Raw genomic sequence first — 14,546 nt, forward strand, 5'->3', positions numbered from 1 at the left:
GAGAGATTGGGTCTAATTGCTTGCGTAAAATAGACCGCACATTTCATAAATCACTTTCATCTTAGTCCTCTTTATACCCTGATCACCATAGCTTTGCGCTGAACGAGCCAGTTTTTGATACTTTGAGTATTACCTTCGTCGGTTCTTGAGTTCTTCCCGAACGTTAACTTGAGATCTTGTGCAGCCTGTTTTGAGCTTTTCTCTGTTGTGCGACTGAATTCTTGATGCGCTCTATCTTAGTATTCCTCTTTGTTGTGTATCCAGTTTTACTCCTCAAACTTACGTGTTTTGTCTCTGAGAGCTATTTGCATTTTACACATAGCCTCTAAGACCTTTCGGCATCGTGTCCTCATATGTTTTGTTTGTATTAAAAGGTCGCGCAACTCGAAACGTAAGCTGACGTTTTCTTTTGCCTTCTTTAACGGCAGGCAAGAACGTGGAGCATTTCAAATAAATACCAAAGGATTGGGAGGTAGCTTGTCTACGGTTACAAAATCATTGAATTTCACTTCGCTCGTTGAAGAGAGCAATAACAGAATTGCTGATATTAAACGAGAGCAGAGCTCATCTGTCACGGGTACAGCAAGAAACTTAGGTTTTGCAGGTTTTGCACTTCTTGGCCTCATGCTTTTGGGAACGATCATGTTCCAAATCATCACGGGTGTTATCGCACTTGTAGTGGGGCTAGGGGCTGTTGCACTTATGATCTATGCCTACAGATACCTGAAAATGGCGGACCCTCTAATAAAGCAAAAAATGCGCAATCATGTTCTTAAGAAAATGATTGAAGAAGCTAAAACGCACAAAATCGAAACACTCACCAACATGGTTATTGAATCCGGAAATCGTTTGAATTCAGCGCGAGCGGCTAGAGACAAAATGGGTGGGTTTGTGAACAAAATAAATACGCGCCTTAAAGCGTCAAACCAAGAGTCTTCTAATTTTGATAGAAAAGTAGAAATGACGGAAAAGGTTGAACTTGCGTATGAAATGGTAAAAGCCAATGTAAATCGCGCGGCCAACGCCCACAAAGCGCTGGAAGTAAAAGTGCGTGATTACAAAGAGATGGCAGAGTTCTCTGACATGGTGGGTGATGCACTTAAGTTTGCGAATGATTCAAATGGAAACAAGCTTGAAGAAATGCTCGGCATGGAAGCGTTTGCTGCTATTGAACAAGATTTTCATGAAGCAATGGTAAGCGTAGAAAATTCAGTAGCTGACTATGAAATTGACAATGGATAGGAGGCTATATGTCAAATGTTGATCAAGAAGTAAACGTCGGAAAAACGACAAAAGTGATGCAGATTGTTATCGCAATTTTGTGTGTGATGACACTAGCATTTGGTGTGCTCAGTTTTTTAAGCGGCCCAAGTGACGATTCATCAGAAAACTATAACGATAACGTACTAACGGAAAGTCCTTTCTGAGCTAACGGAGTATAGCGAAATGAAGTATAAATTCACCTCGGTTGCCGTACTCGCGGCAAGCCTTGTAACAACATCAGTGGCAGCAAAAGAACTTGTAATGGGAACTGGTGGGCCAACGGGTAACTACTTTGGTATGGGGAATGACATCAGCGAATATTGTGCAGATGATGTGACAAACTATGACTTAAGCATTGCAAACTCTGGTGGTTCTGTCGACAACCTACTTGGCATTACAAACAAGAAGTACGCATTGGGCATGGTGCAAGAAGATGTTCTCAACTTCCACGCAAAACGTTCACCGAAGCAAGTGAATAAGAATCGCATTAAGGTGCTGGTTGGCTTGCACGAAGAAGCGGTTCATTTACTGATTCCTAAAAACTACAAACCTAAGGGTAAAGACAGTGGTGGGATGTGGAACAAGTGGTTTGGAAATTCGGACAAGAAAGCGAGTAAATTCGAACTTTCTATGTTGAAAGGCCAGACTGTAGGGTCTTGGGGCGGTTCAATGGTTTCTGCACAAGCACTGAGTTATTTCTTCAATTTGAATCTTAGTGTGGCTGAAACATCCAACAACGTGAATGATGTAAGCATGCCACTGATTTTGGTTGGTGGTGCTCCATATTCAGTGGTTGACGAATATCTTAAGTCAGGCAAGTGGACATTGGCAGCGCTGGATTACGATGATATTTCGCAAACAGCAGGCTTTTACAGCAAGCAAAATGTCAATTACCAGATTGGTGGTAAAGTTCAGTCCGTGCAAACGGTCGGTGTTCGCGCTTTGCTCGTCGGTAAATCTTTCCGCAAGAAAACACGAAATGCGTCGATGACAGAACTCGCAACATGTATTTATGCGAATGTCGCTGATTTAGCCGATGATCCGAATACAAACCCAAACTGGGCGAGTGTTTATGATTACATTGAAGATGAAGGTCAATCAGATTGGTCGTACTTTCCTCTTGATGAAGAAAAATTAGAAGAATACGAATAGAACAACAGAACAACAGAACAATAGAACAAAAAAGAGACCTTCTAGGTCTCTTTTTTTGTTAGTGACGGTGTGATTCTTGAAAAAGAGAGCATGAAGATAGCTCAAAGCGACCATGTTTATTCACACATCGCTATCCAAACAATACTTAAGTTAACTCTCGTGATAGCGAATAGGTGATCACATCGAGGAAATGGCAATGAAAATGCGAGTATGGGGGCTTGTTACGCTCCTTAGTACGTTAACGCTGATGGGCTGCAAAAACGAGGAAGTGACGGTGGCGTCGTTCAATCTTTCCTTTGATCGTGGATCGTTTGAGCAACTCGTCGATGAAATGAAAACATCGAGGAAGAAGCAAACTGTATTGGTTGATGCGTATGTTAGTGACAAGGATGGCATGAGCGACGAAGACAGAGAACGCGCAGAGAAAATCATTCAGATCCGTAATGTTGCAGCGATCATTCAAACCTCACGTCCCGATATTCTCATGATGGGTGAGTTTAACAACGACGGTAACGGCATTAAGCTAAAGGCGTTGAAAGGTTTTCAGAAAAACTACCTGTCTCATGGTCAAAGCCCCAACAGTATTGATGGTGGAGACAAGCTAAAACCTATTAAATATCCCTTTAAAGAAACCTATGCCACCAATACCGGCCTTAACAGTGGGCTGGATTTAGACAATAACGGCGAAGCGGGTCAATTACCTGGGGATGCATGGGGATTTGGTTTTTATCATGGGCAGTATGCGTTTGCATTGATGTCGAAATTTGAGATTGATAAGAAACGTACCCGAACATTTCAAACCTTTAAATGGAAAGACCTCCCGAATGCAGAGAAGCCGCGGGTTGTGAATTGCGATGATCCGAACAACCCCATCCCTGAAGGGCTAGGGTGTGGTGATGAGTGGTACTCCGACCAAGAATGGCAACGCATGCGCCTTTCTTCCAAGAACCACATTGATGTGCCCATTAAGATCTCAACGCCGTTTGGCGAAGAAGTCGTGCATTTGCTGCTTTCACACCCCACGCCGCCTGTTTTTGACACGGTGACTGAAAATAACAAATTGCGTAATCGCGATGAAATTCAGTTTTGGATTGATTATATCGACAATGCAGACTTCATTTATGACGACAAAGGCAAGGTTGGCGGGCTTTCTAAGAAAGCGCATTTCGTCGTGATGGGCGATCTGAATGCTGATCCTTTTGAAGGTGACGGATTTCAAGAAACCATCGGTGCATTGTTATCGCATCCTCGCGTGAATCACGATGCGACTGAAGGTGATTTAACACCCACCAGCACGGGGGCATTGGAGGCCAATAACACAGGGCAGTACCCTGAGCGTGTTACCAGCACCTTTGGTTTGCGAGTGGATCATGTTATTCCGTCCGCAGGCTTAAACGTTATTGAGTCAGGTGTGTATTGGCCGGCGACGGGTGAAGAAGGGCGTTTGCTGATGAACGACGAGCGGGTAGGACAGTATGGTGATGGTAAGGACATTTCGTCAGACCACCGTTTAGTCTGGAACGTTGTCGAGCTCTACTAAACGCGTTTGGGCTATCGATAAAAGAAAGAAACCGAGCGGAATGCTCGGTTTCTTTTTAATGTTTATTGGCTAACCAATACTGCGAATGCGCGTTATTTTCTAGCGCGTTGTTGTGTTTTTAACGCTAACTTTTCTGCGCGGCGCGCCTCTTTTTGTTTTATTGCATCTGCGCCCACATGCGTTTCACCACGTGCCGCCGCAAGTTGAACCTGCTTTTCTCGCTCACGGAAGTTCGCCAATTGTTCTTCTGTGTGTGTGCCAAAACACTTCGGACAGCTCACGCCTTGCTCAAACTGTGGCGATTGCTTGTCTTCTTCCGTAATCGGTAAACGACACGCGTTACACAAACTGTAATCACTCTGCTCTAGCTGGTGGTTCACGGCAACGCGGCCATCGAACACGTAGCAGTCGCCATTCCAAAGGCTATTTTCTTCAGGCACATCTTCAAGGTATTTAAGTATGCCGCCCTCAAGGTGATACACCTCATCAAAGCCTTGCTCTTTCATGTAGGCCGTCGATTTTTCACAACGAATGCCGCCGGTACAAAACATCGCAACTTTTTTGTGCTTCGTTGGATCCATGTTTTCTTTTACGTAACTTGGAAACTCACGGAACGTTTCTGTGTTTGGGTTAACTGCACCTTCAAATGTGCCGAGTTCAATCTCGTAGTCATTACGTGTATCAACCACGAAAACCTCAGGATCAGAAATCAGTGCATTCCACTCAGAAGGCTTTACGTAGGTGCCGACCACATGACGAGGATCAATGCCTTCAACGCCCATGGTGACGATTTCTTTTTTCAGTTTGACCTTGGTGCGATTGAACGGTTGTTCATCAGAGAAGGATTCTTTGAAATTAATACCTGCCAGTCGTGGGTCAGCATTCAAATAAGCGAGTAGGGTATCAATGCTCTCGCGCTTCGCTGCCACTGTGCCATTTATGCCTTCTTGTGCGAGCAATAATGTACCTCGAACTTCATGTTCATCCATCAACGCCGTCAGTGGCGCTTGAATGTTTTTATAGTCCTTTAATTCAACAAATTTATACAACGCACAAATTACAAACTGACTCACACGGTTTCCTTTCACTGCAGGTTTAATTAACGATTAATAGTGTAACTGATGGACGCCACTATAAACATGCAACAAAAATGTGGTTATTGCGATACAAAATCGCAAAGACGTAATCAAGATCTAACGAATAAACATTACGATGGGTGGGTAAAGAAAAGCCGAGACGGGCTCGGCTTTGGTGTGGTTTATCGTCTAGGTAAGAAGCTAGAAATCTTCTTGAATCACTTTCTCTATGTTTCTTTCCGCCAGTGCCGCAATGGTCAATGAGGGATTGGCGCCACCCGTGTTACCGGGAATCAAGGCGCCATCCATGACATACATGTTAGGTAGCCCTTTTACGCGGCCATACATATCTGTTGCTTTGCCAATTTCCATACCACCAACAGGGTGAGCACCCGTAAAAATAACATCATCAAATCCCGGCGCGCCCAACCGCTGCCAATTTCTTAAGGCCATATTGGTGTTCACTTTTCGCATTGAGTTAGTTGCATCCGCTTCGAGTGCTTTCGGGTAATGCAAAACAGCGTCGTCTTTTGCGCCATCGTAATAGAAGTATCCGCGATTGTTGAAATCCGCAGTGACGGCTAACGACATGGAAACGCCAACTTCGGCGATGGCAGCATTGGCCCAATTCTCGGCAACAATCGGGCTCTCGCCGTGATCTTTCACGTAGATGGCTGACGGCGAGGGCGATGCTTGAGGGCCTCCTTGTGGCAGCCCAAACAGTGACTGCCTAAAGGCCATGCGGTTTCCGTTATCGCCCCAGTTTTTACCAACAAATTCATTGAGCTCAGGGAGCGTGCCTTTTGCTTTCGCACGAACCAGCATACGCGGGGTGTGGTATGCACCGGCCGCCATGATGAGCTTGTCGCAGGTAACGGTTTTTTGATGGATGATCTCGCCATAAGGATCGTATTCAACAATATCCAGTTCATACAAATCACCATTACGTGAGATTTCTTTCACTTCATGATTATGGTGAACCGTCACGTTGCCGGTGGCCTCCGCCATGGGAATGTAGTTCTGATCTAGGCTCTGTTTGCAGCCATTACTGTTCCCGAAATTGGTTAAACCTAAGGTGCTCGAAGGGAGGGAGTGCCCTGTCATTTCTTCTCGAACGACATTCCAATCCCAGTTACCGTCGATTTTGTAAGAGTGATAACCAGTTTTGGCGGCTTCTCTGTCCCAATCTCGACAGTGTTTAAAGGAAAGGCTGTTGTAGATGTCATTTGGCATTTGGCTGTAATTCAGGACAGACTTCACGCGCGGGTAATAGGTATTCACCATTTCGCTAAAGGTAATGTCCGCAGGGAAAAGTCGTTCAAAATACGCTTGTTTAGGAATCGCCTTTACGCCGGTATAGATAACAGAGCCGCCGCCCACGGCAGTGCCGAGCAAAATATCAGATCCGCCACGGTAGTTTTCGCCCTGACGATCAATGATATCGAGCACGCCACAAAATTTATCAATGCTTTTGGTTTGTATGGCATTAAAAAAGGGAAGTTGATAAGTGAGTGCCGGGAACGTTGTGGTTTCTCGATGCCAAAACATTCGGCCATCAGCAATCATGTCGTAAGCAAAGATTTTTCGGTGCTTGCTCAACGGCCAGCGGTTACCGCGTTCGATAATGGCGGCTTTGATTCCAGCCTGACCCAGCCTGAGCGCACTCACTGCACCACCAAAGCCGCTGCCAATGATCAAGACAGGATAGTGATAAGAGAGCCTTGGCGGCGTATTGAATAATTCAGGAACCAACAATCGATAATTGATCGGTAAGAGGGAGGTTAGAGCTTTCGTCTCACTGGAATATGGCGCAACGGCAGCTGCGACTGAAACACCGATGGTGGATTTTACAAATTGCCTTCTTTTCGGGCTTTCCATTTCCTTCTCCTTGAGCCGTTTACAACGCAAAATGTATGACGTGACATACAATCAACAGGACTGACAATGAAATTGGCTGCATAATGAACAGTTTTATATAGATAAATTAGAAACTGAAGACATGAAAAAAACAGGTTCTAACTGGCTAGAATGATATACACAATGTTTATGTGACTAATGCTCATGGTTGAGAATATAAGCAAATGTTAATGGACGTTAGACCTTGGTCTAATAGGCGATGAGGGGAAAACGAGCCCTAAGCAAAGACGGCGTAAAAATCAGAATGGTAGGGCGTTTATTTAGGACTGTGATAGAATTGAGCCAATTTTGACATGGTATCTCAGCATTCATTATTGCCGAAAACATACCATCCTCAGCTATTCATCCATTTCAGCATTTCTTGGACAACGTTTTGACCGGTTCAAATCATCAAAATAACGCAAAAACTCTGTTCTCCGCGCTAGACGACTGCATGATCAAAGACAGATTTCGTCTGAGCAAGCGTATCAAAGGGGCGCAACGCATTAATAAAGACGAAGCCCGTCAGGCCGTCTTTGAAGAAATCGCCATTGATATTGCGCGTTCAATGCAAATAAAACTGCGACGCCAATCTGCTACACCAAAGATTTCCTACCCTGAATTATTGCCCGTTAGTCAGAAAAAAGATGACATCGCGGAAGCCATTGCCAACAACCAAGTGGTTATTGTTGCGGGTGAAACAGGTTCAGGTAAAACCACCCAGCTACCTAAAATCTGTATGGAGCTTGGTTTAGGGATATCGGGCGTGATTGGCCATACACAACCACGTCGACTTGCTGCGCGCACTGTCGCAACGCGTATCGCGGAAGAACTTGAAACCGAGTTAGGTAAAACCGTCGGTTACAAGGTTCGATTTAATGACCAAGTGTCTGAAGAATCGAGAGTGAAGCTGATGACAGACGGTATCTTGCTGGCAGAGATTCAGAATGACCGTTTCTTAAATCAGTATGACTGCATCATCATCGATGAAGCCCACGAACGCAGTTTGAATATCGACTTCATTCTTGGCTACCTCAAACAGTTACTGCCGAAACGCCCCGATCTAAAACTGATTATCACATCAGCCACCATCGACCCTGAGCGTTTCTCTAACCACTTCCGTGGTGCGCCAATCATTGAGGTATCAGGTCGTACATATCCGGTTGACGTGCGTTACCGTCCCATTGTGGATGACAGTGACGACACCGATCGCGATCAGTTACAGGCGATTTTTGATGCCGTGGATGAGCTTCATGCAGAAGGCCCAGGCGACATTCTGATTTTCATGAATGGCGAGCGGGAAATCCGCGATACCGCTGACGCGCTGACCAAGCGTAACTTGCGCGGTACGGAAATTTTGCCCTTGTATGCGCGTTTGTCCTCAGCGGAACAAAATCGTGTGTTCCAAACGCACGGTGGTCGTCGCATTGTTTTGGCAACAAATGTCGCGGAAACCTCGTTAACCGTGCCGGGCATCAAATACGTGATCGACCCAGGTACTGCGCGTATTTCACGTTACAGCTACCGCACCAAAGTACAACGCTTACCGATTGAAGCCATCTCGCAAGCGAGTGCGAATCAGCGTAAAGGCCGTTGTGGTCGTGTATCAGACGGTATTTGTATTCGTTTATTTTCTGAAGAGGATTTCCTTTCTCGCTCAGAATTTACCGATCCTGAAATTCTACGTACTAACTTGGCGTCCGTAATTTTACAAATGACGGCCATTGGCCTTGGTGACGTCGCCGCATTCCCGTTTGTTCAGCCACCGGATAGTCGTAACATTCAAGACGGTGTTCGTCTTCTTGAAGAGCTTGGCGCACTAAAAGAAGGTGGAAATAAAGACGACGCAAAACGCCTGACGGACACAGGGCGTGCTTTGGCGCGCTTGCCGATCGATCCGCGTTTAGCGCGAATGGTGCTGGAATCCGCACGTTTGGGTGCGTTGAAAGAAGTGATGGTGATTGCATCTGCGTTGTCGATTCAAGATCCGCGTGAACGCCCATCAGACAAGAAACAAGCCTCTGACGAGAAGCACAGCCGATTTAACGACAAAGAATCAGACTTTGTCGCGTTCGTGAACATGTGGGACTACATTGCCGAGCAACAAAAAGCACTGTCAGGTAATCAGTTCCGTCGTCAGTGCAAGAAAGAATATTTAAACTATCTGCGTGTTCGCGAGTGGCAAGACGTGCACTTCCAAATTCGTCAGGTCGTGCATGAGCTTGGTTTTAAAATCAACCAAGAGCCCGCAGATTACCAAGCGGTTCATACTGCCTTGCTGGCTGGTTTGCTTTCTCATATTGGCTTGAAAGACCAAGAGAAGAACGAATACCAAGGCGCACGAAACGCACGCTTCGGTGTTTTCCCAGGTTCCGGTCTTTTCAAAAAGCAGCCGAAGTGGGTGATGGTTGCAGAGCTGGTTGAAACCTCTAAGTTGTGGGGCCGTGTTGCTGCCAAAATTCAACCTGAGTGGGTAGAGCCATTAGCCAAGCATTTGATCAAGCGAAGCTACAGCGAACCGCATTGGGAGAAAAAACAAGCGGCCGTCTTTGCGCATGAAAAAGTCATGCTGTACGGCATTCCGATCGTGCCGAAGCGCAAGGTGAATTACAGCCACATTGATGCTGTACTTAGTCGCGAAATCTTCATCCGTTCTGCACTTGTAGAAGGGGACTGGGAGACTAAGCATAAGTTCTACCACCAAAACCGTAAGCTATTGGCGGAAGTGGAAGAGCTGGAACTTAAATCTCGTCGCCGCGATATTTTGGTGGATGATGACACGCTTTATGGTTTTTACGATCAACGTATTGACCACACTGTCGTGTCAGGCCGTCATTTCGATGCATGGTGGAAGAAGGTCAGTAAGCACGAACCTGAAAAGCTGAACTTCGAAAAGAACATGCTTCTGGCCGGTGATGCTAGCCATGTTACCGAGTTGGATTACCCGAACTTTTGGTTCCAAGGCAACCTGAAGCTGCGTTTGAGTTATCAGTTCGAACCCGGCGAAGATCATGATGGCGTGACCGTGCATGTGCCATTGCCCGTACTTAACCAAGTTGCTCCAGAAGGGTTTGATTGGCAAATTCCAGGATTACGCCATGAGTTGATTGTTGCGTTGATTAAGTCGCTACCAAAGACGTTACGACGTAACTTTGTGCCAGCACCGAACTATGCGTCTGCCTTCCTACAGCGTGTTACGCCAATGGAAATGCCGCTGCTTGATGCGTTGGAGCGCGAGTTGAAACGCATGACGGGTGTGACAGTGTTGCGCGAGAACTGGCAAACCGATCAGTTGCCGGAACACTTAAAGATTTCTTTCCGCGCGGTTGACCATAAGAACCGCAAGCTAAAAGAAAACCAAGACCTCTATGCGTTAAAAGACAGCTTGAAGGAAAAGGTACAAGAAACCCTTTCTCAAGTGGCGGATGACGATATTGAACAGCAAGGATTAACGACGTGGAGCTTTGGCGCATTGCCACAAATGTACACGCAAAAGCGCGGTGGTTTTGAAGTCAAAGCCTTCCCTGCGATTGTCGATAACAAAGACTCAGTAGGCATTAAGCTATTCGAAACGGAAGATGAACAGCAACAAGTGATGGCGCAAGGTCAACGCCGATTAATTTTGTTGAACGTGCCGTCACCGATTAAATACCTTCACGATAACTTGCCGAACAAATCGAAACTTGGTTTGTACTTTAACCCGTACGGGCGCGTGTTGGATTTGATCGATGATTGCATTGCTTGTGGTGTGGATAAGCTTGTTGAATCGCAGGGCGGGTTGAAGTGGCAGTCTGAAGACTTTAACGCGCTCAAAGAAGTCGTTCGCGGCGAATTGGGTGACACCGTGGTCGATATCGCTAAGCAAGTGGAACAGATCCTGACGACGGCGTTCAACATCAACAAGAAGTTGAAAGGCAAAATCGACTTTACCATGGCATTTGCGATGTCGGACATTAAGGCGCAAGTCGATGGATTGATCTTTAAAGGCTTTGCGACTGAATGCGGTTGGAAACGCTTGCCTGACATTCAGCGCTACTTAAATGCGGTTGAGCGTCGACTTGATAAGCTACCTGTCGATCCTAATCGCGATCGTTTACATATGCTGAAAATTGAATCCGTCAGCGGTGATTACAAAGAGCTGTTAAACAAGATTCCGAAAGGGCAAAAAATACCGACATCAGTGAAAGACATTCGCTGGATGATCGAAGAACTTCGCGTGAGTTTCTTCGCTCAGCAACTCGGTACGCCTTACCCAATTTCAGATAAGCGCATCAAGAATGCCATTAACCAAATCTGATTGCTTTACACCTTTGTATTAAATAAGAGTCACACTTATTAATAAATAGAAAGCCAGCGTCCACGCTGGCTTTTTCACGTATTCCCCCTATGGCAATATTCCGCATTCACAAGAAACAAGGCGGCAAAGACAAGCCGTTCACGCTGTTTTCTTGTGTTTGTGGCCCAATGCGCAGAGAAGAATGGATCTCCCTTCAGTATCTAATTCATTGAATTTTTATATGTAATTCATGTCATACATTGCCTAGGCGCTGTTCTGGCACGGATTTTGGTACTCATTACAACAAAGCGGCAATCCCAAACCATACCGGGTAAAGGCATTGCTTTGTTGGGTTTAGTATCATTTTTTAAGGGAATACCATGTTTAGGGCATTAAACGCTTTTTGTGCGCTGACGTTAATCGCATTTTCTACCTTGATCTATTCAGGCGCTGCGGCTGCGAGCCCGTTGCCTGATGCTTATAGCATGTACAACCAACTCGGCATTAAACATGAACTGTCGTTTGATAAATTTGCCGACGCTTATAACCATTTCAAGTTCAGTAAAAGCGCAAGACCTGTGTTTACACTGATCGACTACGGTAAGCCATCTTCAGAGAAACGTTTTTGGGTGTTTGATGTGGCAAAACGTAAAACCCTGTTTTCCTCGTATGTCTCTCACGGGAAAAACAGTGGTCATCTCTACGCGAAGAAGTTTTCAAACCGCGTGAATTCGCATCAAACCTCGATAGGTGTCTTCCGCGCCAGCGAAACCTACTATGGCAAGCATGGCTACTCTTTGCGGTTAGATGGGTTGTCGAAAGGGGTGAACGACAACGCGAGACGCCGCGCTATCGTGATCCATGGTGCAGCCTATGCGAACCCAAAGGTGATATCTAAAACAGGCCAGCTTGGACGCAGTTGGGGGTGTCCCGCTTTGCCGAGTTACTTGTCGAAGAAAGTGATTAACGTCATTAAAGACGGAACCTTCATCTATGCGTATGCCTAGGCGTTAATACAGAGAAATAAGCATAGAAAAAAACATAGAAACAAGCAGTTACTCCCCAAATGAGAAAGACGCGTATCGAGAGAACGCGCCTTTTTTCTGTATAGAAATGCAACCAGGCTTGTGGCACTTCAAAGACAATCCCAATCCTGCCGCCCTAACTAGAGTCTTTCCCGCTTGAAGATAACATGCCCTTCGTTAGGTGTTGGTATGTTTGTCTAGATCAGTGAGGAGGGAAAATATCCATGAAGCAAGGTGTTAGCATAAATGTGTTGAGCGCAGCGCTATTGAGTGCGAGCCATGTTCACGCAGTTGAAACGGTCAATGAACAATCCTACGTGCCTTTACTCGCGATGGATTACGAACAGAATGAGGCGAGAAATTGGTCTCAGTACGTCTACAGTGAAAAGCTTGATGGTATTCGCGCTTACTGGACAGGCGAGCGTCTGGTGACGCGCAAAGGAAATGAGATTCATGCGCCTCAATGGTTTATTGAAGTGCTACCACCATTTCCTGTCGAAGGCGAATTGTGGGCTGGTCGAGGCAAGTTCGAACATACGTTGTCTGCGGTGATGGATGACACGCCCAACGAGCTAGAGTGGAAAACTATTCGTTTTATGTTATTTGATGCTCCAAATCACCAAGGAAATTTCTCACAACGCACCCAGGCTATTGAACAGTATCTGAACGCTGTGCCTGTGTCACTCGAGAAAGCGCATGGGCACGTTGCATTGATTCCTCATTTTCCCGCGATAAGCGATGCGAACATTCAAGCGGCGCTGAGCAATCTTCATGCTCAGGGCGCGGAAGGCATCATGCTACGCAATGTTGATGAAATCTATATTCAAGGCAGGGATGTCAGCCTGCTTAAAGTAAAGATTGCCCAAGATGCCGAAGCAGAGGTCATCGGCTACGTTGAAGGCAAAGGGAAATACACCAACATGATGGGTGCAATCATTGTTCGTATGGCGAATGGGAAAACCTTCAAAATTGGTTCTGGGTTTAGCGACAAACAACGCGAAACGCCACCATCAGTCGGCAGCAAAGTCACATATCGCTATAACGGGTACACCAAGTACGGCGTTCCAAAGTTTGCACGCTTTGTGCGCATCGACAAAACCAAGCAGTAATTCGATACCTATCGCCTTCATCACCCTTGCTCGCCGCGCGCTTTATCCATTGGCGCTTGTTGGCATTCAAGTGAGGGCGTTTCTCTCTACGTTACCCGTCACACTTCCATCATTGTTTTTGGCGAAAGTGCTTAACTGTTCAGAAACTTAAAACAGTAAGCATCAAAGAAACGCTGAACAAGGATTAGGTCAAATGCAAAAACCTCGTCGTCCCACCATGCAAGACATCGCTGACAGTGTTGGCGTCACCAAGATGACCGTGAGCCGATATCTGAAATCACCTGAAAAGGTTGCGTCGAAAACCGGTGAGAAGATCGCAACGGCCTTAGACGAAATTGGCTACATTCCCAATTGTGTCCCAAACATCCTTTCAAACCAATGCAGCCAAACCCTTGGCGTTATCTTGCCATCATTAAGTCATCCTGTTTTTCAAGACGTGATTCGTGGCATTGAGAGCGTGGCCGAAGAGTCGGGCTATCAATTGATGTACACACAGTATGATTATGACCAAGGCATAGAAGAAAAGCGTATCGAGACGTTGTTGTCATTCAACGTGGATGGCCTGATTCTGGCCGGCTCGGAACATTCAGTGCGAAGCCATAAAATGATAAAAACGGCCGGTGTGCCCGTAGTGGAGATGATGGACGCAAGCGAAACCTCCTCTAAACCGTCTGTAGGCGTCGATAACACGCTCGCCGCGTGTTCCATGGTCACTATGATGATTGAGCGTGGTTATGAGCACATCGTTTGTTTGAGCGCGAAAAAGGGCATCTTTACCCGAGAGAAGACACAAGGCTATGTCGACGCCATGGAGAGCCATTCGCTCACGCCGCGCAGTTTGGCAGCCAAATCGATGTCCTCGGTTTCTTTGGCGCGCCAAATGACACGAAAAGTGCTCGAACGGTATCCTGAAACGGATGCGTTTTTCTGTACAGACGATGAAATCGCGGCCGGCGTGCTACTTGAATGTCAGCGACAATCCATCAACGTGCCGGAAGACATTGGCATTGCAGGTGTACATGCGCTCGACATTGGCCAATCCATGATGCCGCGTCTGGCCAGTATCGTGACCCCAGACCACCAAACTGGCGAAAAAGCGGCGCTCTCTTTATTGGCGCAGATACAAGGGTTGCCACACAGTTCAACACCCCTTGAGTTTGAATTGGACGAGGGAGAAAGCCTTCTCCCTGTTCATGCTTAACCTTGACT

At 46.2% G+C, this 14,546-nt stretch carries 10 protein-coding genes; 8 read left to right on the forward strand and 2 right to left on the reverse strand.

Features of this window, described 5'->3' with window-relative positions:
- Positions 1-465: 465 nt before the first annotated feature.
- The 4 genes from BCT27_RS21875 to BCT27_RS21885 all read left to right on the forward strand — a co-directional run bounded on the left by BCT27_RS21875 (position 466) and on the right by BCT27_RS21885 (position 3,955).
- Complete coding sequence (locus BCT27_RS21875; RefSeq protein ID WP_241902480.1) at positions 466-1,242, forward strand: hypothetical protein; 777 nt, start codon at positions 466-468, stop codon at positions 1,240-1,242.
- 8 nt (positions 1,243-1,250) lie between these two features.
- The gene (locus tag BCT27_RS25725) at positions 1,251-1,427 is read left to right on the forward strand and encodes a hypothetical protein (RefSeq protein ID WP_017008536.1); all 177 of its coding nucleotides are present in this window, start codon (positions 1,251-1,253) and stop codon (positions 1,425-1,427) included.
- Positions 1,428-1,446: 19 nt separating this feature from the next.
- Positions 1,447-2,415, forward strand: coding sequence for a TAXI family TRAP transporter solute-binding subunit (locus BCT27_RS21880; protein ID WP_102392228.1), 969 nt, complete (start codon positions 1,447-1,449; stop codon positions 2,413-2,415).
- 196 nt (positions 2,416-2,611) lie between these two features.
- Entirely contained in the window at positions 2,612-3,955 is a 1,344-nt protein-coding gene (locus tag BCT27_RS21885; RefSeq protein ID WP_102396755.1) for an endonuclease/exonuclease/phosphatase family protein, read from the forward strand.
- Between the two features lie 92 nt (positions 3,956-4,047).
- Here BCT27_RS21885 and trhO read toward each other — a convergent pair whose 3' ends face one another.
- Together trhO and BCT27_RS21895 are read right to left on the reverse strand one after the other, a co-directional pair.
- Positions 4,048-5,028, reverse strand: a complete 981-nt coding sequence (trhO, locus tag BCT27_RS21890) for an oxygen-dependent tRNA uridine(34) hydroxylase TrhO (protein ID WP_102396756.1) — start codon at positions 5,026-5,028, stop codon at positions 4,048-4,050.
- Positions 5,029-5,232: 204 nt separating this feature from the next.
- Complete coding sequence (locus tag BCT27_RS21895) at positions 5,233-6,909, reverse strand: GMC oxidoreductase (protein WP_102396757.1); 1,677 nt, start codon at positions 6,907-6,909, stop codon at positions 5,233-5,235.
- Between the two features lie 412 nt (positions 6,910-7,321).
- Here BCT27_RS21895 and hrpA point away from each other — a divergent pair, with 412 nt between their 5' ends.
- The 4 genes from hrpA to BCT27_RS21915 all read left to right on the forward strand — a co-directional run bounded on the left by hrpA (position 7,322) and on the right by BCT27_RS21915 (position 14,538).
- Positions 7,322-11,224 (forward strand): ATP-dependent RNA helicase HrpA, encoded by a 3,903-nt coding sequence (gene hrpA / locus BCT27_RS21900; RefSeq protein WP_102396758.1) that lies wholly within the window; start codon positions 7,322-7,324, stop codon positions 11,222-11,224.
- A 359-nt stretch (positions 11,225-11,583) separates the two neighbouring features.
- Positions 11,584-12,210, forward strand: coding sequence for a murein L,D-transpeptidase catalytic domain family protein (locus BCT27_RS21905; protein WP_102396759.1), 627 nt, complete (start codon positions 11,584-11,586; stop codon positions 12,208-12,210).
- Between the two features lie 242 nt (positions 12,211-12,452).
- Entirely contained in the window at positions 12,453-13,337 is an 885-nt protein-coding gene (locus BCT27_RS21910) for a DNA ligase (RefSeq protein ID WP_102396760.1), read from the forward strand.
- A gap of 193 nt (positions 13,338-13,530) precedes the next feature.
- Positions 13,531-14,538, forward strand: a complete 1,008-nt coding sequence (locus tag BCT27_RS21915; protein ID WP_102396761.1) for a LacI family DNA-binding transcriptional regulator — start codon at positions 13,531-13,533, stop codon at positions 14,536-14,538.
- Positions 14,539-14,546: the final 8 nt, after the last annotated feature.

The organism is Enterovibrio norvegicus, assembly GCF_002876705.1.
In the GTDB taxonomy this organism is placed as follows: Bacteria; Pseudomonadota; Gammaproteobacteria; order Enterobacterales; family Vibrionaceae; genus Enterovibrio; species Enterovibrio norvegicus_B.